The following is a 22,426-nucleotide window of genomic DNA, read 5'->3' as shown; positions in this document are numbered from 1 at the left end:
GATCACTCTGCTGACGTGACTCAACTGGTTCTAGCTTCAGCGTCCCCGGCTCGCCTCGCAGTTCTGCGGGCGGCCGGGGTTTCGCCGCTTGTGCGTGTCTCCGGCGTCGACGAGGACAAGATCGCCGACAACCTCGGACCCGACGCCGCCCCCGAAAAAGTCGTGACGGTGCTGGCGGAGGCCAAGGCCGCCGAAATCGTCCCCGGCCTCGCCGCCGACAATCTCACCGACGTAGTCGTTGTCGGGTGCGATTCGATGCTCCTGATCGACGGGCAACTTCAAGGCAAGCCGGGCAGCGTCGATATCGCCCGAAAGAGATGGGCCGCAATGGCCGGACGCAGCGCCACTCTCTTGACCGGGCACTGTGTCCTACGCGTCGCCGACGGCCGCATCGTCCGCATGGCCTCGGATCACAGCGCAACAGTGGTTCATTTCGCGCAACCGTCCACCGAGGATCTCGAGGCATACCTGGCAACGGGCGAGCCGCTCCAAGTCGCCGGAGCATTCACGCTCGACAGTCTCGGCGGCTGGTTCGTGGAGAGGATCGAGGGTGATCCCTCGAGTGTCATCGGTATCGGATTACCTTTGGTACGAACACTTCTCGAGCGTGTCGGGGTTTCCGTCTCGGATCTCTGGCGCACGCAGAGCATCTTCTGACGCGTTTTCTCCAAGCACGTTTTCTCCAAGCACCACTGACCAGCCCCGCATCGGGTCCATGCCGATGCGAAGCTGGTCGTTTTTGTTGTCACCGAAAAGGTTTGACCCTTCAGGTTTTGAAGGTGGTGTTCGCCGGCCTCGGTTGCTGTCCGGGGTCGATCGAGGGCGGCGGAATGAACCACGGCTTGTTGTCGACACCGATCCGAATCGCCCACTTCCCGACGAACCCTGATTTCCGGTGCATCAACCGGTGGTGCGAACGGCACAGCAGGACCAGATTGTTCATCACCGTCGGGCCACCGTTGGCCCAGTGCCGGATATGGTGCGCATCAGTCCACGCCGGTACACATGTGCAACCCGGGAACGCACAGCCTCTGTCTCGGGCAATCAACGCCACTCGCTGTTCGGCGGTCACCAACCTCTTCCCTGGTTTCGCATCGAGCGGCGCGCCGTGATCGTCGAGCAGAACGGTCGACAGGAAACAATCACACCCGAGAAGCCTGGTCTGCGACACCGACAGCGGTCCCAGCCAGGGCATGTGCCCGACATCAAGATCGGACAGCTCCAGTGAGCCGTCATCACCCGAATCCGAAGACTGTGCGGCACAATCCCGATGCTCAGCCAAATCACGAGCATTGATGTGAACATTCACATGCGGACGCTGACCACCATCGGTACCAGTCTTGGCGCAATCGAGATAACGCCGGATCAGTTCGGTGAACCCATCCGCAGTCCGCTTCGCCGCCGACCGGGCATCGGGAGTCCCGTCCGGTGCCGGGGTCGGCATCGTCAGATTCGACAACGCCGACAACAACATTTCCCCGGTGAGGGCATCGAAATCACCACGCACCACCACCCGACCGTTCAACGTCGACGCGATCCGCAACTCATTGAGATCGACATCTTCAGCGGGCGGAATCTCATCCGATTCGAACAACCGCTCCAACGTCGCGATCACGTTCCGCACCTTCGTGGTCGTGGCCTCCACACCCGACGCAGCAGCGAGCAACAAATCGATACAGCGAGGGAGCGCCTCCTCCGGCATCCCCTTCGGCGGTGACTCACAGAACGCCACGATCAACACAGCATGATCGAACGAGCAATCCCCGCCATCGAACCGAGCAGCCACCGCCGGAAACGGCCGCAAAGCCGCACCCAACGCGGCGATCTTCTTCCCGTCCCGAACCTGCAGCATCGTGTTAGCCGCCAACCAGGACCCCACCCCGCGGCTCGCAATCACCTGATCATCCGGCCGCAACGACAACTCGTCCAGCACAGACACACGAACCGCCTCGAGGCGCAGAATCTCCGCACTCGCCTCGACAGCAGCAGCACGCAACTCCGCAGCAGACAACTGCCACAACCGTCCGCGTAACCCCACCGCAGAACCAGACACCACGTCCGACAACAAGACACTCATTGAATCCCCCGATCCCCTGCACACAGGGTACCCGAACACCTGTTCGAGTCAAGGGCAATTTTCAGACCGGCGAATTGACCCGCGGCAGAGCAGTCGACGCCAATCCGATACCGAGCGCAATTGCTGCGATGATCGCGAGCACACGGCGCTGCGCTTCGAGAAATGCTTCGCCGGCCGCCGCGCGAGTCGATGCGTACGCGGCATCAACTGCCACCTGAACGGATTGACCCCCGGCACCGGCGGAGCCGTCCCGGCGACATTCCGGCGCCACCTCCATCGGTGTTCCGGATGCCAATTGGCTTGTCGCGCAATCGACAAAGGCCTTTTCGGCGATGTCGATCAGACCGGGACCAACGCCGGCAGCTTCAAGGTTCGCAACGTACTCGGGCCGCTCCCCCTGCACTGCTTGCGGAGCTTGCCCCGCGACGAGCGAGAAGAACACCACTCCGATCAAGGCCAGTCCGATGGAGCTGCCAACCTGCTGAACGGTAGGAAGCAGTCCCGACACCGAACCCGCGTGCGCGGGTTCGACCGTCGCAAGGATCGCGGTTTGCAGTGGTGCCACGAACAGTCCGAGACCTGCGCCCCCGAGAAGCAGCGGACCGGCGAGCGCGAGCCAGCGTGGATCGGTTCCTTCGCGTTCGAGGATGATCGACAGCGCGATCAGCGAGCCGGCAAAGACGACCATCCCCAGGATCAGAACACGGTTTCCGAGCATCCGGTACACCGCCGATGAGAGAACCGCCGCCACGCCCATTCCGACGGCCCACGGCAGCGTCATGACGCCCGCTCGCAATGCGGAGAACCCGAAGCCGAACTGAAGGGTGAGACTGATGGTGAAGATCAAGGAAGTCAGGGTTCCGAAGAAAACGAACGCAAGAACCGCGCCGATTGTGAAGGCTCGGTCGCGGAAAAGCTCGAGACGAAGGACCGGATCGCCGCCTCGTTTCGCCAAACGCGATTCGTAGAGCACAAACGCCACTGCCACCGGCGCCGACATCGCGAGCATTACGACAAGACCTGTGGGCCATCCGCGCGCCCTTCCCTCGGCCAGGGGAAGGATCAGCAGGAACAGCGCCAGTGATGACAGTGCGGCGCCGATGAGGTCCAGTGAGCGCACATGCTCAGCGCGAGCATCGACGAGATGGAAATATCCGAGAATCAAGGCGGCGATGCCGATCGGGATGTTGACGAAGAAGATCAGGCGCCAGCCCCAGTCGAACAGATTCCACTCGATCAGCAGCCCGCCGATCAGAGGCCCGCTGACCGTTGCGAGCCCGATGGTCGCACCGTAGATCCCGAAGACTCGCGGATGCCTGGCCTTCGGAAACAGACCCGAGATGATGGCGAACGTCTGGGCGGACATCGAACCGGCCGCCAATCCTTGCAGACCCCGGAAGACGATCAACATCGTCGCGCTCTGCGCGAGCCCGCACAGCAACGAGGCAACCACGAATACGGACAAGGCGGTCAGAAAAACAACTCTACGGCCGAACAGGTCCCCCAGCCGCGCTGCAGTGATCAACGAACACGCGAAAGCCAGGATGTACACGCTGACCATGAGCAACTGCGCCGATACGCCTGCTTGAAGATCGACGGCGATACTCGGAAGCGCGACGTTGACGATGGTCGCGTCGAGCAATTGCATGAATGCCGCCGCCAGACTCGTCGCCAACCCGAGCCAGGGCGTCAGAGAACCAGCTCGCCGCCCGCCCTTGTGGTCGGCGCCGACAGCGTCACCTAAAGGGTCCGGAAGCACCGAATGATCCTAATCGAACACAACGCTTCTAGAACCTGTTCTTGTTTAGATTGTAGTATTTCGGACAATTCAGTCCCCCAGATGGGATAGTTCGTCGTCTGCCCATTTTCAGAGCAGGCTTCTCGACGACACACGCAGGAGTTCTACTCGATGGATCTGAACTTGATCACCCATTGGCACCCGCTTCCTGGGCGGGTAATCGAATGGGGCGTCACGCATGCTTCCGCTCAACGAGCCGCCGAAGCCGAGATCGACCGAGAACTACCCCCGACCACGATGCAGGATCGCCACCTGCGACGCGCCCGCGTCACCGCAGAGAAGGGCGATCCGCAGTCTCCGTGGATCGGTATCGCCTTCGATTTCGCAGGAACACTGGACCGCGACGCCATGACGCGAGCCCTTCAGCGCTACATCCGTCGCCACGACACGCTGCACAGCTGGTTCTCGTTCGACGAAGCAACCACCGACGCTGCGGACACCTCGTTCGAGGTCCGTCGACACGTGGTGCCGGTCGAAAGCATCGAACTCGAGTACCGCGTCGGCGACGACGTCTCCGAATCCGAGGCGATCCGCGCGCTCGTCGCGACCAAGTTCGCCACCGAAACCAGCGCGCTGCAGTGGCCGGCCTTCGTGTTCGGTGCCGTCGAGCACCACCATGCCGACCTCGAAGCCGATCCGAGCTTCACCCTGTTCCATGCAGTCGACCACGCCCATTCGGACATGAACTCGATGGTGCTGATGTACGCAGAATTGCGTCAGCTCTACGCCGCGGAAACGACCGGATCGCATCCCGAGCTCGGGCCGGCCGGAAGTTACGCACAGTTCGGTCGCGTCGAACGCGAGCGAACAACCGAACTGACGATGCAGTCACCCGAAGTGCACCAGTGGCTCGGTTACCTCATGCGCAGCGGCGGCTCGTTCCCCGGATTTCCGCTCCCGCTCGGGGCCGAAGACGCGCCCAAACCGGCTATCGGTTCACGCTTCGACCTGGCCGACGACATCGAGTGCGAGAAGTTCGGTGCGGTTTGTAAAGCCAACGGCGCCAACTTCATCGGCGGAATGTTCACCGCGCTCGCGATTGCGGAATTCGAACTCGCCGGACGCGACAAGTACATCGCCCTCTCGCCGGTCAGCACACGAACCGAGGCCGACTCGTTTGCGCAGGGCTGGTACATCAACCTGATCCCGGTCGGCATCGACGTCGACGACAAGCGACGCTTCACCGAGTTGGCAAAGCTCGGGCAGCAGGGGTACCACGACGGCAAGGCACTCCTCGATGTCTCTGTGCAGCAGGTCATCGATCTGGTTCTGTCGAGCTTGGCCGAGTCGGATTCCGCACCCGGCGGACTGTCGAAGACGCTCACCCCGCCGCCGATCGTCTCGTACATCGACGGCCGACGCATGCCGGATCCATACAGTTACGCCGAGACGAAGGCAACGGGAATCGTCGGCGGCAAAGAGACTCAGATCGCGTCGATGTGGATCAACCGGATGCACACCGGAACCTGGATCGCCGTGTCTCACCCCGACACCCCCATTGCCCACGAATCGGCCACCCGCTTCGCCGAGCATGTCTCGAAGATCATCAAAACTGTTGCAGCTCAGGGCGACTACTCGTTCGCGGCACCAGAGGGAGCGGCCTGATGCATGTCACCTCGATCGATCGGTACGGACTCGAGCCCGGAATCGTCACCGAATGGTCGCTCCAGCCCGCGGACGGCGCCGTCACCGAGTCGGAAGTACCACCGTCGTACAACCAGCATTTTCACCTCGAGACTGCGCGAACACACGGCATGGGCCGGAGTGTGTGGATGGCAGCCGCATTCGACCTTCCCGGAGAACTGAATCGGCCTGCACTCGATCTCGCGCTGCGCCTGTTCATCAGTCGCCATGACACTCTGCACACAGGATTCGAGGTGGGCGAGTTCACCACCACCCGAATGGGACTCGATCCCGACGGCACACACATCGAGACTTCGGAACCTCTGAAATTCGATTCGACCGAAGACCTCCGAGCGCATCTTAAGAAGCGATTCACGACGGTATGCGATCCACTGACCTTCCCTGCATACACGTTTGCCACGGTCGAACGCGAAGAGCACTACACGGTCCTGAGCGCGTTCGATCACACACTCGTCGACGGCTACTCGTTGGTCATCGCTCTCGGGGAACTGCGACAGATCTACGAGGGACTGATCGCCCTACCCGATCTGACCGACCACGAGGCCGTCGACGCAGTGATGAGCCGACTGGGTGACCCGGGAAGTTTCGTGCGGTACTGCGAACTGGAGGCAGACGCTCTGCTTCCCGTCGACAACGACCCTCGAATCCGAGAGTGGGCAAGGTTCTACGAGATCTGCGGTGGCACATCACCGAGTTTCCCCTTGGATCTCGGCGTCGAGGGCGGAAAGCCCGCGCCGCAGGGCGCCGATGTGCGCGTGCTGCTCGACGAGGAGTTGACGGCGACGTTCGACGAGATCTGCCTATCCGCCGGCGGTAGCGTGTTCACCGGAATCCTCACTGCGATGGGACTTTCCGTCCACTCGTACACCGGGCAGTCGACGCTTCCGCTGCAATTTCCGCTTCACATTCGCAAAGATCCGCGGTGGGCCGACGCGATCGGCTGGCTCACCACCAGCGCGCCGATCACGGTCCAGATCACTCCCGACGCGGATTTCGGTGCATCCCTTGCACATACGCACGCGTCGTTCCGAGTTGCGTTGACGCTCGAGGGCGTCACCATGGCCCAGGTTCGAGATGCTTTGGGCGACAAGATTCGACGCACGCGCACCGACGTCTTCATGGTGTCGTACATCGATTACCGCAAACTACCCGGCACAGACGATCATGATCTCCTCAACGCCCATCACATCAGCAATGTGACGGTCGCCGACGACGCCCAGTTCTGGATTTCGCGAACGAACCGTGGTCTCTCGCTGCGTTCACGCTTTCCCGACACCGAGACGGCAAACGACACCATGGTGAATTTCCTCACCGAACTCGACCGGATTCTGAGAGAAGTCTGCGCCCGGGGCGTGACGCCGATCGGAAGTGTCACCGAACAATTGAGAGATTCGAGCGTCGGAGCAGGAACACCGAGGATTTAGGGTCGGTAACGGGCACGAGCAGGCAGAACCTGCTTCCGGGCGCCTCACCTTGCGCACAGCGCATAGAATCGATCAAGTCCGTGTTCGAACCGAACGATTCGTCTTCAGGAGTACGCCCGTGCCCGTTGCCCCCGATCCCTCAACCGCGTTTGCCGAGTTCGCGCATCCCGACCGGTTGGTCTCGACGGAATGGCTCTCGGCGAATCTCGGTGCGCCGGGCCTCAAGGTTGTCGAATCCGACGAAGACGTGTTGTTGTACGACGTCGGCCACATCCCCGGAGCCGTGAAGATCGACTGGCATCTCGACCTCAACGATCCGGTCACCCGCGACTACATCGACGGTGCGAAGTTCGCAGAGTTGATGAACCGCAAGGGCATCGGCCGCGACGACACCGTGGTCATCTACGGCGACAAGAGCAACTGGTGGGCGGCCTACGCACTGTGGGTCTTCACTCTGTTCGGCCACGAGGACGTCCGTCTTCTCGACGGTGGCCGCGATGCGTGGATCGCCGAGAACCGCGACACCGCTTTCGACGTTCCCGACATCACGTCAACGGATTACCCGGTCGTCGAGCGCAACGACGCTCCCATCCGCGCATTCAAGGACGACGTTCTCGCGCACTTGGGCGACGGGCCGCTCATCGACGTGCGATCTCCGCAGGAGTACACCGGCGAGCGCACCCACATGCCCGACTACCCCGAAGAGGGTGCGTTGCGTGGTGGACACATTCCCAGCGCGCTCAGCATCCCGTGGGCGAAGGCAGCGGCACCGGACAGCCGCTTCCGCACCCGTACCGAACTCGGCGAGATCTACGGCGACCTGTCGGCCGACGACAACATCGTCGCGTACTGCCGCATCGGTGAGCGTTCCAGTCACACCTGGTTCGTGTTGACTCATCTTCTCGGCTACCCGAACGTTCGTAACTACGACGGTTCATGGACCGAGTGGGGCAATGCCGTGCGCGTCCCGATCGTCCAGGGCGAAGAGCCCGGCGCCGTTCCGTCCTCTGTATCGGCGTCATGAGCGCTCTTCCTTCGGCTCTGGCCGAGATCGTCGACGACTTCGCGGCCGTCGGCGCCTCGGACAAGCTCACCCTTCTTCTCGAGTTCAGCCGAGAGCTGCCGCCGTTGCCGGCGGAGCTCGAGCAGAGCGCGATGGAGCCGGTCCCCGAATGTCAGTCGCCGCTCTTCCTCTCGGTCGACGATTCGGATCGCGACAACGTCCGTCTGTACTTCAGCGCTCCCCCCGAGGCTCCCACGACGCGTGGTTTCGCATCGATCCTCGCGCAGGGGCTCGACGGCCACAGCGCCGACGAGATCCTCGGTGTACCCGACGACTTCTATTCGGCGCTCGGTCTCGCAGAAGCCGTGAGCCCGCTCCGTCTGCGCGGAATGTCGGCCATGCTCGCGCGCATCAAGCGGCACTTGCGGGGCTGAAAACATGGAGTTCACCGAACTGGCCGACTATGCGATTCCGGCCGGCGCACTCGTCGAATGGTTGCCGTGCGCAACCGGGCCCTGGGTTCCGGATCCGCGGCCCGTCTCCTACATTCACGAGGCACATCTCAACCGTTCCGCTGCAGGCGCAGGCGACAAGTCTTGGCTGGGAACAGCTTTCGAGATTTCCGGCCCGCTCGACGTCGATGCGTTCCGAGTCGCTCTCGGCCGGTGGATCGACCGTCACGAAGTTCTGCGCTCGCATACCGTCCTCGAGCCCTCGAGCGGCGAGATCACCCGGCACACGGTCCCGCTCGGCGGAATCGACATCGGGGTCGTCAGCCACGGCTACGACGCGTCCAGCCAGGACAACTTCGACCACCTTCACCGCCTGTTCGACGATTACGCGTCCCCGCACAGTTGGCCGTCGTACGTCTTCGCGACGTTGACGCCCCGCGGTGGCGACGGTCCGTTCACCGTGTTCTTCGCGGCGGACCACTCGATCATCGACGGGTTCTCGATCGTGCTGGTCGCTCACGAGATCGCAGCTCTGTACCGCGAGGCCTCGACCGGTAGTGCTGCAAATCTGTTTCCGGTGGGCAGCTACGTCGATTTCGGTGCCGTCGAACGCGAGCAGATGGCCGACATGGAAGCCGAGAAGGCTGCGGTCGAGATCTGGCGAAAGGCTCTCGGCACGGACGGTCTACCCCAGTTCCCGCTACCGATCGGTGACCGTGGAACCGATTCTCAGAACGGCCTGTCGACCTGGCTGCTCGACGCCGACCAGTCCAAGGCCTTCAGTTCGACGTGTGCAGCCACCGGCGTGGGGTACTTCGCCGGACTTCTCGGCGGACTTGCCGCTGTAGGTCGCGAAGTCGCGGGATCCGATCGATTCGAGGTCGTGACGCCGGTTCACACCCGCAGCGCTCAGGAGTGGGCGGGTGCGCTCGGCTGGTTCGTCGGACTGTGCCCGGTCGAGTTCGCCGTTGGATCGGACTGTTCGTTCGGCGACCTCGCGACACGCGCCGCCGAATCCATCGCTTCGGTCAAGCCTGCCGCAGCTGTCCCGTTCGATCGGATCGGTGAGCACCTCGAAACCCCGATCCGACCGCGATTCGTCGTGTCCTACATGGACGTTCGCTTCGTGCCCGAAGCCGCACAGTGGCCCGAATGGAACGCCAGAGCACTTCGAAGCAAGGCATATACGCACGACGTCTACATCTGGATCAACCGCACACCCCAGGGACTCAACCTCGCGGTCAGGTACCCAGGCAACGAGACGGCGAACGCCGCGGTTCACGCCTACGTGGCCGCACTGCGCCGGACCATCGAAGAAATCGTCACCGAACCGGACGCCGCCGCCTCCGACAGCTACTCATCGGTAGTTTTCGAAACCGTTTCCTAAGCCGGAGTGGGCTTTAGCGATCCGGTTACAACCAGCGCCGAAGCGATGCATACACTCCGAAGTGATGCCAATCCCCCGATGGTGAAATCCCAGAGGAATACACCGCGGAGACAGACTATGCGAACCACAGGAGGCTCAGTGCCCAGTCATGCCAGCGCGCACATTACGAAGGTGCTTGTCGCGAACCGCGGTGAAATCGCGGTACGGGTCATCCGGGCGGCCAAGGATGCCGGCTACGGCAGCGTTGCCGTTTACGCCGAGCCCGATGCAGACGCGCAGTTCGTGAAGCTCGCAGACGAGGCATTTGCCCTCGGTGGACAGACGTCCGCCGAGTCCTACCTCGTGTTCGACAAGATCCTCGACGCAGCCAAGAAGTCCGGCGCCGACGCCATCCACCCCGGCTACGGTTTCCTCTCCGAGAACGCCGACTTCGCCCAGGCCGTCATCGACGCGAACCTCATCTGGATCGGTCCGTCACCGCAGTCCATCCGCGACCTCGGCGACAAGGTCACAGCACGCCATATCGCAGAACGCGCGAAGGCGCCGATGGCAGCCGGCACCAAGGATCCCGTCAAGGGCGCCGACGAGGTCGTCGCATTCGCCAAGGAATACGGCGTCCCGGTTGCGATCAAGGCTGCCTTCGGTGGCGGTGGACGCGGCATGAAGGTCGCCCAGACCATCGAGGAAATCCCCGAGCTGTTCGAGTCGGCCACCCGTGAGGCCATCGCAGCCTTCGGTCGCGGCGAGTGCTTCGTCGAGCAGTACCTGGACAAGGCCCGCCACGTCGAGGCTCAGGTCATCGCCGACCAGCACGGCAACGTCGTCGTCGCCGGTACCCGCGACTGCTCGCTGCAGCGTCGCTTCCAGAAGCTCGTCGAAGAGGCTCCCGCTCCCTTCCTGACGGACGACCAGCGTGCACGCATCCACGCATCCGCCAAGGCCATCTGCAAGGAAGCCGGCTACTACGGCGCCGGAACGGTCGAGTACCTGGTTCAGGGCGACACCATCTCCTTCCTCGAGGTCAACACCCGCCTGCAGGTCGAGCACCCCGTCACGGAAGAGACCGCGGGCATCGACCTCGTGCGTCAGCAGTTCCTCATCGCCAACGGCGAAGAACTCTCCATCAAGGAAGATCCCACCCCGCGTGGACACTCCTTCGAGTTCCGCATCAACGGCGAAGACGCCGGCCGCGGCTTCATGCCTGCCCCCGGCCCGGTCTCCGTCTACCGTGAGCCCACGGGCCCCGGCGTTCGCGTCGATTCCGGTGTCGTTGCCGGCGACGTCATCGGCGGACAGTTCGACTCCATGCTCGCCAAGCTCATCGTCACCGGCGCCACCCGCGAAGAAGCCCTCCAGCGGGCATCGCGCGCTCTGGCCGAGTTCGAGATCGACGGCCTCGCGACCGTTCTCCCGTTCCACCGCCACATCGTCGAGAACCCGGCGTTCATCGGTGACGGCGAGAAGTTCGACATCTACACCAAGTGGATCGAAACCGACTGGGTCAACCCCATCGAGCCGTACGCAGGCGCCGGTGCTCCCGTAGACGACGAGGACGAGGCTCTGCCGCGTCAGAACGTCGTCGTCGAGGTCGGTGGACGTCGCGTCGAGGTTTCCCTCCCGGGCCAGTTCTCGCTCGGCAACGGCGGCGGCGCTGCCTCCGGTGCGATCCGCAAGAAGCCGAAGGCGCGCAAGCGCGGCGGCGCCGGCGGAGGTGCAGCATCGGGTGACGCTGTCACGGCTCCGATGCAGGGCACCGTCGTCAAGGTTGCAGTGACCGAAGGCCAGGAAGTCGCAGAAGGCGATCTGATCGCCGTTCTCGAAGCCATGAAGATGGAAAACCCCGTCAACGCGCACAAGGCCGGTGTCGTCACCGGACTGTCCGTCGAGCCGGGTGCAGCAATCACGCAGGGAACGGTTCTCGCAGAACTGAAGTAGGGCCTCCGGCCCCGTGCGCCTTTCCGGTAGTCCCCACTACCGGAAAGGCGCACAGTCGTTTGAGTAGGCTGTAACGATGGCTGACGTCCCCGACATTCGCATCGGCACTGCAGAACGCGAGCAGGCACTCGATCTCCTGAGCGAGCACTTCGCCGCAGGCCGCCTCACCGTCACCGAGTTCGACGAGAGAAGCGGAATCGTCAGTGCCGCAACAACTCGCAGTGAACTCGTTCCGGTGTTCGCCGATCTTCCGGGCAACTACCAAGCCCCCGGCACCGCTCCACTGTCGATGGTGACGCCTCCCGACGCGCCGGCGGAGCGAGGCTTCAACCCCGACTGGTCCGGTCGCGTCATGGCCGTCGTCCCGATTCTCGCGGTGATCCTGTTCTTCGTCACCGGCACCTGGTTGTGGTTCCTCGCGATTCCCCTGGCCGGTGCACTGCTGTTCGGTACCGACCGGGAACGCAAAGCCAAGCGCCGCCGCGAGCGGGACTCCGACTGATGGAGCCGATCGAGATCAACGCAGGCGGCTGGTATCTACGCGCACTACGCGCAGACGAGCGTGTGGACGACCGCCCCGCCCTTGCCGATGGTGGTATCACCGACCCCGATTACGTGAGTCAGCGAAGCGCTCAGTGGCACGAAAACAGCGTCTACTCCTGGGCAGTGTGCCAACCCAACACCGGTGAGCTTCTCGCCGAGGTCGTTCTGACGCCTCTCGACTCCACCGCCCTGCTCACCGGCTGGGCCCGCGACGGGCACACCGAGGCGCTCACGACGGCCGCCGACGCCGTCACCAGATTCGCCGAAGGTGCACTCGGACTCGTCGTCGTCGAGGGGCAGACGAATTGAAGAACAACCGATACTGGCCGTTGGCGATCGCCGTGGTCATTGCCCTGATCATGCTCTTCTCCCCGGGTTCCACCGTGCCCTCGAGCCCGGAGAACACCGACAAGATCACTCACACGCTGATGTTCGCGGTATTGGCGATCACCTCGTTGCACGCGCGGATCCCGGTGTGGCTCACGGCTGTGTGGTTGTTGATCTTTGCCGCGACGTCCGAGGTTCTTCAAGCAGCGCTGCCCATTTCGCGTTCCGGTTCGATCTGGGACGGCAGCGCCGACCTGCTCGGCATCGCCATCGGGATCGGTATCGTCAGCCTCGTGACGAGGCGACGAACTTCCCGCCGAGACGAGCCGAGCAGGTCCTGATCAGCTGAGCAGGTTGCTTCGCAATTGGTCCTGGGTCGACGCGTCGATCTTCAAGCCGTCGGTGAAGTAGGCCTCGATGGATCCGTGTACCTGCGCGAGCTCTGCCATCGACGCCTCCAGGTACTCGCGCCTGACACCGAGGACACCCTCGAGCAGGGTCGGGTCGATCCCCTTGGCCTCGAATCGCTCGAGGAGCGGCGCGAACATCGGCAACAAAATCTTGTTGGTTTCGAGGTAGTCCGCGAAGACCGCGTCCTCGGAGGCACCCAGGAACAGCAGTAACGCGGCCGCTGCCCAACCCGTGCGATCCTTGCCCGTGGTGCAGTGAATGAGTGCCGGCGAGCTGGGCGGCTGCGCCAAGTCGACGAACAGTTGCCGGTACGACGCGACCGCACTCGGCAAGGTCACGAAATCGCGGTAACTTCCCTGAAAGTACTCGAGCGCCTGGCCGCTGCCCAACGCTTCGGCAGCAAACGCCGGGTCGGCGATCATCTGCTGCATCTGAGCCGGAATGGCGCGATACTGCTTGTCCGCCAATACGTCCAGGCCGATTTCTCGGATACCGTCCGGCGTCAGATCCGGTGCCGTCTCGCGTTCGGATTCGGTGCGCAGATCGTAGATCGTGACGATGCCCAGATCGGCGAGGGTCTGTGCGCCGTCCGCACTGAGCGATGCCAGATCGGTGGAACGAAACACGCTCCCGGTGCGGACGGTGCCACCGAAGCTCGATTCGGGGCCACCGATGTCTCGGAGGTTCGCCAGGGACGGTACGACGGAAGACAGCTTCGGAGTATCGGTCATACCTGAGAATGTATCGGTCGCCGAGAAACCGTGATCGGGGAAGAGCAGCCGGAGAAATAAGATCGAGACACATCATCTCCCGTAATTGCTGCGCTACAGATCCGTAACATGCTCAAGTAATCCTGTGGACATGCCTACAACGAATTCCAGTGGTCTCGGAGCCTTCGATGCGCTCGGTGACCACCAGGCAGTCGCGGCGCTGCTCGAGTGTTGCCATTCCGCCGTGTGGGCACAGGAAATCGCCTCGTCTCGCCCGTTCGCCGATCTGGAAGCTCTGTTCGACAAAGCAGATGCGGTGCTGGCCGAGCTTCCCGAGTCCGAGATCGACGACGCTCTCTCCGGCCACCCACGAATCGGTGAGCGAAGCGAGAGCGCGGCCTCTACCCGTGAACAGTCGGGAGTCTCGTCGGCGACAGAAGACGTACTCGCGGAACTTCGACGGAAGAACGCCGAGTACGAAGAGACATTCGGCCATGTTTACCTGGTCTGCGCGTCGGGGAAATCTGGAACGGAGCTCCTCGACATCCTTCGAGGTCGTCTCCGAAACGACCCGGCGACCGAGCGTTCCGTGCTTCGAACCGAATTGGCCGCCATCAATCGGATCAGACTCGCCCGTCTGATCGATGCACTCGCCGGAGGCACAGCATGAGCAAGACCCTCAGCACGCACGTTCTCGACGCGACGACGGGCAACCCCGCGGCGGGGATTCGCGTCGAACTTCGTGATCGAGACGGCGCCTCCGTCACCACTGCGGAGACCGACTCCGACGGCCGCATCCCCGAACTTGCTCCCGGTGGCCTGACCGCCGGTCACTACACCCTGACTTTCGACACCGGAACGTATTTCGAGACCAACGGACAAGAAAACTTCTACCCGGAAGTGACAGTGACCTTCCGGGTGGACGACACGGCACGGGGCTATCACGTCCCACTGTTGCTGTCTCCCTTTGCTTATTCCACCTATCGCGGGAGCTGAACACGTGACTACCGAAAACATCACGACCGGCAACATCACAACCGGCAGTACGAACACCGAACGGTTGAGCGGATCGATCGAACTATCGGGTCACCAGTACGGCAAAGCGGAAAATCGAGTAGTCCGAATCTATCGAGACACCCCCCGTCACGAAATTCACGACATCAACGTCTCCACCTGCCTGCGTGGAGATTTCGCCGACGCGTACCTCACCGGTGATCAATCGAAGGTTCTGCCGACCGACACGCAGAAACAAACGGCCTACTCCTACGCCAAGGAAAAGGGTCTGATCTCGATCGAGACGTACGGACTCGAACTCGCCCGTCATTTCGTCGACGACATCGAACCGGTCAGTGGCGCGCGGATCGAGATCGAGGAATACGCCTGGGAGCGTGCGATTGTCGACGGCAGCGAGCACGACTACACCTGGATTCGGAAGGGTCAGGAAGTTCGGACGGCGTCGATCACCATCGCCGATACCGGGACATGGGTGATCGGCGGCCTGAAGGACCTGGTGATCCTCAAATCGACCGGTAGTGAGTTCTCGGGTTTTCTCGAAGATCCGTACACCGTTCTCGAGCCGACCGACGACCGCGTCATGGCGACGACGTTGGTCGCCCAGTGGCGATTCGTCACCACCGACGTCGACTGGGAATCGGTCTACACGGGCATCAAGGCACAGATCGTCAAGCAGTTCGCACAGGTACATTCACTTGCCCTGCAGCAGACGCTCTTCCACATCGGCAAGGCAATCCTCGAGGAATTCCCGATCATCGCGGAGGTTCGACTGTCCGCACCCAACAAGCATCATTTCGAATATGCACTCGGCCGCTTCGGAGTGGAGAACGACAACGAGGTGTTCCACGCTGCAGATCGTCCGTACGGCCTGATCCAAGCTGCGGTCAGCCGATCCGACGCACCAGACGCGGGACCGTCGTGGACCACCTACGCCGGTTGGTTGTCGTGACCGAATCAGCTCTCGGGGCAACACTCGTCGTGGCGGGCGCTCATGTGGTCACGATGGACGGCGACCGCTCCGAGTACTCCGACGGCTATGTGGTGATCTCGGGCAACAAGATCGTCGACGTCGGCGCCGGAACGCCACCCGAATACCCGGGTGCGCAAGTGATCGACGGGAGTGGTTGCCTGATCACGCCGGGTCTGGTCAACACACATCATCATCTCTACCAATGGATCACCCGAGGCCTGGCCGCGGACTCGACGCTTTTCGAGTGGCTGACCACCCTGTACCCCGTCTGGGCGGGTATCGACGCCGACGCCGTCCACGTGGCGGCCACCGGCGGCCTCACGTGGTTGGCGAAAACCGGATGTACGACCACCACCGACCACCACTACGTCGTTCCCCGCGACGCCGGCGACGTTTTCGAGGCCGAGATCACCGCTGCTGCGCAGGTCGGCCTTCGATTCCACCCGTGTCGTGGGTCGATGGATCTCGGCCAGAGTTCCGGCGGCCTGCCACCGGATCACGTCGTGGAAAAACTCGATGACATCCTGACCGGCACGCAGTCGGTGATCGACCGTTGGCACGACCCGAATCCCGGATCGATGCTGCAGATCGCGGTAGCTCCCTGCTCACCCTTCTCGGTGACGGAGGCATTGCTCCGCGAGTCCGCGACGCTGGCCCGCGAAAACGGCGTGCGTATGCAAACGCATCTGGCCGAGACACTGGACGAGGAGAGATTCTGCCGCGAGCATTTCGGTTGCACGCCGGTCGAATACATGGAACGAGTCGGCTGGGTGGGCCCGGACGTCTGGTACGCCCACGCAGTCCATCTCGACGACGCCGGTATCGAGACGATGGCGCGAACCGGAACTGCGGCGGCGCACTGCCCGACCTCCAATGCGCGCCTGGGAGCCGGTATCGCCCGTGCCGCCGATCTGGTGAACGGCGGGGTCACCGTGGGGCTCGGCGTGGACGGCGCGGCGAGCAATGAAGCTTGCAGCCTGATCGAGGAGTCTCGTCATGCACTTCTGTTTGCTCGCTCCAAGGGCGGACCGCAGACGATGACGGTGCGAAAAGCCTTGGAATTGGGAACCATCGGCGGCGCACGAGTTCTGGGCCGCGAGGGCGAAATCGGATCGATCGAGGTCGGAAAACTTGCCGACCTGGCGGTGTGGAAACTCGACACCGTCGCACATGCCGGCATCACCGATCCGGTGGCGGCGCTCGTACTCGGCTCGACTCCCCCGCTGAAGTTACTGCTCGTCAACGGGCGAATCGTAGTTGCCGACGGACGAGTCACCACCGTCGACGAGGACGTCGTGGCCTCGGATGTCGCACGCGCACACCGCGATCTACTCGGAAAGGCTTGAGGTCGCGATGGACCTGCACAGCGTCGACGAAGTTCTGGTGCCGCGGACCCGCGCCGAACTCCCCTGTGCGTCACCCGGCATCGGGTTCATCGGTGGCGGCACCTGGCTGTACTCGGAACCGCAGCCGCACCTGACCACCCTTGTCGACCTTGCGGGCTTCGACTGGGAAGCTGTGGCGGTCGGCGATCTCGGTCTCGAGATCGCGGCCACCTGCACCATCGAGGAACTGTGCCGCGCCGAACTTCCCGCATCCTGGCGCGCCGCAGCGCTGTTCCAACACTGCGCTGACGCACTACTCGCATCGTGGAAGGTGTTGCGATACGCGACAGTCGGCGGCAACATCGCGCTCTCCTTCCCGGCCGGAGCGATGACGACTCTGTGTACCGCTCTCGATGCCGAACTGACGATCTGGCGTCCGGACGGTACCGAATACTCGTTCCCCGTAGTCGATTTCGTTATCGACGATTCTCGAAACGTACTCAGGTCCGGCGAGATCATCCGCAGTATCCGGATTCCCGTGCATGCATTGACTGCCCGTACCGCGATGCGAAAGCTGGCTCAGACGTCACTCGGGCGATCGGCCGTAGCCGTGGCCGGACGCTGCGGCGCCGACGGTTTCACGCTGGCGATCACCGCCGCGACCCGCCGTCCGTACGCTCTCAAATTCGACGAACTCCCCGACGCCACAGCACTTGCGGATGCGTTGCGCAGCAGGATTCCGGAAGACGCCTACTTCACCGATGTCCATGGAACTGCGCCGTGGCGGAAGGCGATGACCGAGCTTCTTGCCGAAGAAATCCGAGGTGAACTGGAATGAAGTACTCGGTGGACGGAGTTCCGCGCGACGACCAGCCCCGCCCAGGACAGTGCCTGCGAACTTTCCTCCGCGAGCACGGAGCGAACTCCGTCAAGAAGGGGTGCGATGCCGGAGACTGCGGCGCCTGCTCGGTGCTGGTCGACGGACACCCCACCCATTCGTGCATATTTCCCGCCCATCGCATCGACGGCCGCGACGTCGTCACCGCCTCCGGTCTCGGAACACCGGAGAAACCTCACCCCATTCAACAGGCATTCGTGGATGCGGGCGGATTCCAATGTGGTTTCTGTACAGCGGGAATGGTAGTCACCGCATCAGCGTTGTCGGTCGAGCAAAAATCCGATCTCGCGTGCTCGATGAAAGGTAACCTGTGCCGCTGCACCGGTTATCGGTCCATTCGTGACGCTCTCGCCGGTACATCCAATACGGAGACTGCCAAAATAGGCGGGGCACAAGGGCGTTCGATCGCAGCACCGGCGTCCGCGCGCATCGTCACGGGAACCGAGCAGTACACCATGGACTTCTCCCCGGGTGAGAAGCCGGTCGACCTGCTTCACGTCGCAGTACTCGGCAGTCCGCACGCACACGCACACATAAGCCGGATAGACACGGCAGCAGCCGAAGCGGCGCCGGGCGTCACCGCGGTCCTCACTTTTCATGACAGTCCGGACGTGCTGTTCTCGACCGCCCGGCACGAGGACCGCAACGACGATCCGGACGACACGCGCGTGTTCGACAGCACCCTCCGTTTCCGCGGCCAGCGCGTAGCCGCGGTCATCGCCGAAACCCCGACGCAGGCGGAACGTGCACTCTCGCTGATCGAAGTCGACTACGAGGTACTCGACGCGGTATTCGAACCAGATCTGGCGCGTTCCCCCGGCGCTCCACTCCTGCACGGCGACAAAGACGAGAGCTCGCGGATCGCCGAGGCCCCTCGCAACGTGGTTGCCGCGCTTCACGATGGCGTCGGCGATCTGGACCGTGCGCTCGCGGATGCGACTGCAGTCGTCGAAGGTACGTGGAAAACTGCGCGAGTCCAGCACGTGGCCTTGGAAACTCACGGCGCAGTGGGGTGGCTCGACGAGGAGGGCCGTCTCGTCATCAGAAGCAGCACACAGGTGCCGTTTCTGGTTCGGGACGAATTGGCCCACATCTTCGATCTCGATCGCAGCCGAATCCGGGTGTTCGCAAAACGGGTAGGCGGGGGTTTCGGCGGGAAGCAGGAACTACTCACCGAGGATCTGGTCGCACTGGCCGTCTTGAAGACCGGCAAGCCCGTAGCCTACGAGTTCAGCCGAAGCGATCAGTTCACCATCGCACCGTCACGGCATCCGATGCGAGTATCGGTGCGTGCGGGAGCCGACGCCGACGGAACTCTCACTGCGCTCGCTATCGACGTGCTTTCCGACGCGGGGGCGTACGGGAACCATTCGATCGGAGTCATGTTCCATGGGTGCGCCGAATCCATGGCGGTCTATCGCGCTGCGACCAAACGCGTCGACGCCGAAGCGGTCTACACGAACAACGTTCCCTCCGGGGCCTTTCGTGGTTACGGGCTCGGTCAGATCATCTTCGCCGTCGAGTCGGCCATGGATCAGCTCGCGGATCGTCTCGGCATGGACCCCTTCGAGTTTCGGCGGCGCAACGTCGTCGTTCCCGGAGACGATTTTGTCGACTGGCACGTCGAGGACGGTGATCTCGAGTTCGGCAGCTACGGGCTGGACCAGTGCATCGACCTCGTCGACAGTGCACTGTCAAGCGGACGCGGAGAGGCTGCACCGACTGGGTCGCGTTGGCGGATCGGTCGGGGCATGGCAATTGCCATGATCGCGACGATCCCGCCGCGTGGTCACTTCTCCGACACCACCGTCGCGCTCGAGGCCGACGGTCGGTACGTCGTGAACATCGGCACCGCTGAGTTCGGCAACGGAACCACTACGATTCACCAACAGATCGCGGCCACCGAATTGCGGACGACAGTCGATCGCATCACGATTGTTCAATCCGACACCGATGCCGGCGGATACGACACCGGAGCGTTCGGGTCGACGGGAACGGTGGTCGCCGGAAAGGCGCTCCTGATCGCCTGCGAGCGCCTTCGCGAGCGGATACTGACCCGTGCGGTGCGATCGAGCGGTCGCGGCGCGCAGATCGACGACCTTTCGCCGGACGGTGTCGAAACATCCCACGGTTGCCTCGATTTCGCGACGCTACTCGAAGGTGGCCCGCTCGCCGCTGACGGTCGCCACGAAGGTACACCGCGCTCGGTCTCGTTCAACGTTCACGGTTTTCGCGTTGCCGTCGACACGAACACCGGCCGGGTGAAGATCCTGCAGTCGGTTCAGGCCGCCGATGCCGGCACCGTCATGAACCCGGCACAACTGCGAGGGCAGGTGGAAGGCGGTGTGGGACAAGCGCTCGGCGCTGCGCTGTCGGAGGAGATCGTCATCGAAGAAGGTCGGGTGATCAATCCGCAGTTGCGCAATTATCACGTTCCCCAGATCGGGGATCTGCCGATCACCGAAGTACTGTTTGCCGACACGTACGACAAGCTCGGGCCTTTCGGCGCGAAATCGATGAGTGAGGCCCCCTTCAATCCTGTAGCACCGGCGTTGGCAAACGCGATTGCCAACGCGTGTGGAGTGCGTATGTACTCCACACCGATGACACCGGATCGAGTGTGGGAACAGCTACAGAGGCCCTAGGTCTCGCGTGCGAGCACGCGCTCGACCGCGTCGACCGCGTCGTCCAGCTCACTGGTGGTCACCGTCAGCGCGGGCCGGAATCTGATTCCCCTCTTCCCGGTGGGCAGTATCATCACGTGCTCGTCTTCACGCAGTCGCTGTACGACGCGATCGCGAAGGTCACTGTCTTCCAGAGTGATCGCGCACATGAGGCCACGACCGCGCGGCTCGGTTGCCGCCGCGTACCGCCCGCAGACTTCGGTCAACCGGGCAAGGAGATGCGCACCCGTGAATCGCACGCGGTCGATCAGTCGGTCCTGCTCGACGACTTCGAGTATCCGCCGGGCACGAACCATGTCGGTGAGGTTGCCACCCCACGTCGAATTGATCCGAGAACTGACGTGAAACACGTTGTCATGCACTTCATCCACGCGCCCGCCGGCCATGATTCCGCACACCTGCGTTTTCTTGCCGAACGCCACCACATCCGGACTCAGACCCAATTGTTGGTAGGCCCAGGCAGTTCCGGTGATTCCGCAACCGGTCTGTACTTCGTCGAGAATGAAGAGGGCGTCGTTTTCGTGGCACAACTCCTGCATCGCCTGCAGAAATTCCGGCCTGAGGTGATGGTCGCCGCCCTCGCCCTGGATCGGCTCGGCGATGAAACAGGCAATGTCGTCGGGGTTGTCGGCGAAAGCTCGGCGCGCTTGATCGAGAGCTTGCCTCTCCGCAGCTTCGACATCGCGGCCGTCTGCCAGGTACGGCGAGTCGATACGTGGCCAGTCGAACTTGGGGAATCGCGCGACCTTGCCCGGTTCGGTGTTGGTGAGCGACATCGTGTAACCACTGCGGCCGTGAAAAGCCTCGGTCAGGTGCAGGACCTTTGTCCCCAGATCTGCTGACAACCCGCGGCTTTCGTTCCACCGACTCTTCCAGTCGAAGGCAACCTTGAGTGCATTTTCCACCGCCAGGGCTCCGCCGTCGACGAAGAACAAGTGTGGGAGTGCCGAATCCCCCAGTACCCGAGCGAAAGCCGCAACGAAGCGCGCCATGGGTTCGGTGTAGATGTCGGAGTTACTCGGCTTGTTGGAGGCCACGACAGCCAACTCCTGTTGAAACTCCTCGTCGCCTGCGATCGCAGGGTGATTCATACCCAGGGCCGAAGAGCCGAAGAAACCGAACATGTCCAGATACTCGGTTCCGTCTCGCAGGTCACGGAGATAGGAACCCCGCGACCCTTCGACGTCGAGAATCAGATCGAATCCGTCGACGAGGATGCTGGCCTTCAACACGTCGTAGACCGGAAAGAGCGCACTGTCACCGAAGTCTCGCATCGCAGTACTCATACGCGAAGGCTATGTCAATTTTCCGGGAGTGTCGATAGAGGACCGTAAAAGTTATTGAACAAGCGTCATTCGTCGTAAAAAGTTTGTAGGATGATGGTGCTTCGTGTGTTGACGTTGGCTGCCGTACGGATCTCCTGCAGCAATCGCTCCAACGCCCGAGGTGACGCCACCCGGACCAGGAGGACGTAGCTTTCGCTCCCGGCTACCGAGTGACACGAGACGACCGCCGGCAGATGACGCAAGCGGGCAGGCGCATCGTCGGGCTGCGAGGGATCGAGAGGAGTGATGGCGACAAATGCTGACAGATTGTGACCGAGTGCCTCCGGATCGATCTTCGCGGAGTACCCACGGATCACCTTGCGAGATTCCAAACGACGCACTCGCGATTGGACTGCGGAGATCGAGAGTCCAGCCTTCTCAGCAAGACTCGCGAGAGTGGCACGGCCGTCCAAGACCAATTCACGCATCAAAAGTCGATCGGTTTCGTCGACCGGAACACCGGCAACGTCACTGGTTTCTGTTTCTCGCACCTGCGCAG

Annotated in this window: 21 protein-coding genes; 16 read left to right on the top strand and 5 right to left on the bottom strand. The window is 62.7% G+C overall.

Annotation, left to right across the window (positions count from 1 at the left end; genetic code table 11):
* Positions 1–15 precede the first annotated feature (15 nt).
* Positions 16–657: a Maf family protein gene (locus BH682_RS10515; RefSeq protein ID WP_007731146.1), complete on the top strand. Its 642-nt coding sequence runs from the start codon at positions 16–18 to the stop codon at positions 655–657.
* A 109-nt stretch (positions 658–766) separates the two neighbouring features.
* Here the strand turns inward: BH682_RS10515 and BH682_RS10510 are convergent, their stop codons facing one another.
* Positions 767–2,077 carry an HNH endonuclease signature motif containing protein gene (locus BH682_RS10510; protein WP_075832833.1) on the bottom strand — a complete coding sequence of 437 codons (1,311 nt, stop codon included), beginning with the start codon at positions 2,075–2,077 and terminating at the stop codon, positions 767–769.
* A gap of 61 nt (positions 2,078–2,138) precedes the next feature.
* Positions 2,139–3,836, bottom strand: coding sequence for an MFS transporter (locus tag BH682_RS10505; protein ID WP_042922151.1), 1,698 nt, complete (start codon positions 3,834–3,836; stop codon positions 2,139–2,141).
* Between the two features lie 150 nt (positions 3,837–3,986).
* Here BH682_RS10505 and BH682_RS10500 point away from each other — a divergent pair, with 150 nt between their 5' ends.
* The 9 genes from BH682_RS10500 to BH682_RS10460 all read left to right on the top strand — a co-directional run bounded on the left by BH682_RS10500 (position 3,987) and on the right by BH682_RS10460 (position 12,931).
* Positions 3,987–5,480, top strand: a complete 1,494-nt coding sequence (locus tag BH682_RS10500; protein ID WP_063316645.1) for a condensation domain-containing protein — start codon at positions 3,987–3,989, stop codon at positions 5,478–5,480.
* Complete coding sequence (locus BH682_RS10495; RefSeq protein ID WP_075832831.1) at positions 5,480–6,943, top strand: condensation domain-containing protein; 1,464 nt, start codon at positions 5,480–5,482, stop codon at positions 6,941–6,943. The genes BH682_RS10500 and BH682_RS10495 overlap by 1 nt, the downstream gene beginning before the upstream one ends.
* A gap of 118 nt (positions 6,944–7,061) precedes the next feature.
* Positions 7,062–7,967 (top strand): sulfurtransferase, encoded by a 906-nt coding sequence (locus BH682_RS10490; RefSeq protein WP_003940962.1) that lies wholly within the window; start codon positions 7,062–7,064, stop codon positions 7,965–7,967.
* Positions 7,964–8,380, top strand: coding sequence for a SufE family protein (locus BH682_RS10485; RefSeq protein ID WP_003940804.1), 417 nt, complete (start codon positions 7,964–7,966; stop codon positions 8,378–8,380). Before BH682_RS10490 ends, BH682_RS10485 begins: the two co-directional genes overlap by 4 nt.
* 4 nt (positions 8,381–8,384) lie before the next feature.
* Positions 8,385–9,785 (top strand): condensation domain-containing protein, encoded by a 1,401-nt coding sequence (locus BH682_RS10480; protein WP_042449590.1) that lies wholly within the window; start codon positions 8,385–8,387, stop codon positions 9,783–9,785.
* A gap of 138 nt (positions 9,786–9,923) precedes the next feature.
* Positions 9,924–11,720 carry an acetyl/propionyl/methylcrotonyl-CoA carboxylase subunit alpha gene (locus BH682_RS10475; RefSeq protein ID WP_030535031.1) on the top strand — a complete coding sequence of 599 codons (1,797 nt, stop codon included), beginning with the start codon at positions 9,924–9,926 and terminating at the stop codon, positions 11,718–11,720.
* Between the two features lie 76 nt (positions 11,721–11,796).
* On the top strand, positions 11,797–12,222 hold the full coding sequence (locus BH682_RS10470) for a DUF1707 SHOCT-like domain-containing protein (protein ID WP_003940708.1): 426 nt from the start codon (positions 11,797–11,799) through the stop codon (positions 12,220–12,222).
* Positions 12,222–12,572: a hypothetical protein gene (locus BH682_RS10465; protein ID WP_003940792.1), complete on the top strand. Its 351-nt coding sequence runs from the start codon at positions 12,222–12,224 to the stop codon at positions 12,570–12,572. Before BH682_RS10470 ends, BH682_RS10465 begins: the two co-directional genes overlap by 1 nt.
* Positions 12,569–12,931 carry a VanZ family protein gene (locus tag BH682_RS10460; protein WP_042922147.1) on the top strand — a complete coding sequence of 121 codons (363 nt, stop codon included), beginning with the start codon at positions 12,569–12,571 and terminating at the stop codon, positions 12,929–12,931. The genes BH682_RS10465 and BH682_RS10460 overlap by 4 nt, the downstream gene beginning before the upstream one ends.
* On the opposite strand, the gene BH682_RS10455 is transcribed toward BH682_RS10460, so the two are convergent.
* Positions 12,932–13,732: a tyrosine-protein phosphatase gene (locus BH682_RS10455; protein WP_007727222.1), complete on the bottom strand. Its 801-nt coding sequence runs from the start codon at positions 13,730–13,732 to the stop codon at positions 12,932–12,934.
* 130 nt (positions 13,733–13,862) lie between these two features.
* On the opposite strand from BH682_RS10455, the gene uraD reads away from it, so the two are divergent.
* The 6 genes from uraD (at position 13,863) to BH682_RS10425 (ending at position 20,563) form a co-directional block, all read left to right on the top strand.
* A complete protein-coding gene (gene uraD / locus BH682_RS10450) occupies positions 13,863–14,381 on the top strand; it encodes a 2-oxo-4-hydroxy-4-carboxy-5-ureidoimidazoline decarboxylase (protein WP_030535033.1) in 519 nt (172 codons plus the stop codon).
* Positions 14,378–14,707, top strand: coding sequence for a hydroxyisourate hydrolase (gene uraH / locus BH682_RS10445; RefSeq protein WP_007727227.1), 330 nt, complete (start codon positions 14,378–14,380; stop codon positions 14,705–14,707). The genes uraD and uraH overlap by 4 nt, the downstream gene beginning before the upstream one ends.
* Before the next feature lie 64 nt (positions 14,708–14,771).
* A complete protein-coding gene (gene pucL, locus BH682_RS10440) occupies positions 14,772–15,674 on the top strand; it encodes a factor-independent urate hydroxylase (protein WP_065352890.1) in 903 nt (300 codons plus the stop codon).
* A gap of 53 nt (positions 15,675–15,727) precedes the next feature.
* Positions 15,728–17,041 (top strand): 8-oxoguanine deaminase, encoded by a 1,314-nt coding sequence (locus tag BH682_RS10435; protein ID WP_232354239.1) that lies wholly within the window; start codon positions 15,728–15,730, stop codon positions 17,039–17,041.
* A gap of 7 nt (positions 17,042–17,048) precedes the next feature.
* Entirely contained in the window at positions 17,049–17,858 is an 810-nt protein-coding gene (locus BH682_RS10430) for an FAD binding domain-containing protein (RefSeq protein ID WP_030535037.1), read from the top strand.
* The gene (locus BH682_RS10425) at positions 17,855–20,563 is read left to right on the top strand and encodes a molybdopterin-dependent oxidoreductase (RefSeq protein WP_075832829.1); all 2,709 of its coding nucleotides are present in this window, start codon (positions 17,855–17,857) and stop codon (positions 20,561–20,563) included. Before BH682_RS10430 ends, BH682_RS10425 begins: the two co-directional genes overlap by 4 nt.
* On the opposite strand, the gene lat is transcribed toward BH682_RS10425, so the two are convergent.
* The gene (gene lat / locus BH682_RS10420; RefSeq protein WP_047271731.1) at positions 20,560–21,888 is read right to left on the bottom strand and encodes an L-lysine 6-transaminase; all 1,329 of its coding nucleotides are present in this window, start codon (positions 21,886–21,888) and stop codon (positions 20,560–20,562) included. The two genes, BH682_RS10425 and lat, sit on opposite strands and share 4 nt — an antisense overlap.
* A gap of 65 nt (positions 21,889–21,953) precedes the next feature.
* Positions 21,954–22,418 (bottom strand): Lrp/AsnC family transcriptional regulator, encoded by a 465-nt coding sequence (locus BH682_RS10415; RefSeq protein WP_003940830.1) that lies wholly within the window; start codon positions 22,416–22,418, stop codon positions 21,954–21,956.
* Positions 22,419–22,426: the final 8 nt, after the last annotated feature.

The sequence above is a fragment of the Rhodococcus sp. YL-1 genome, from assembly GCF_001942025.1.
Classification (GTDB): domain Bacteria; phylum Actinomycetota; class Actinomycetes; order Mycobacteriales; family Mycobacteriaceae; genus Rhodococcus_F; species Rhodococcus_F qingshengii.
This window is presented reverse-complemented; position numbering and strand designations above follow the sequence as displayed.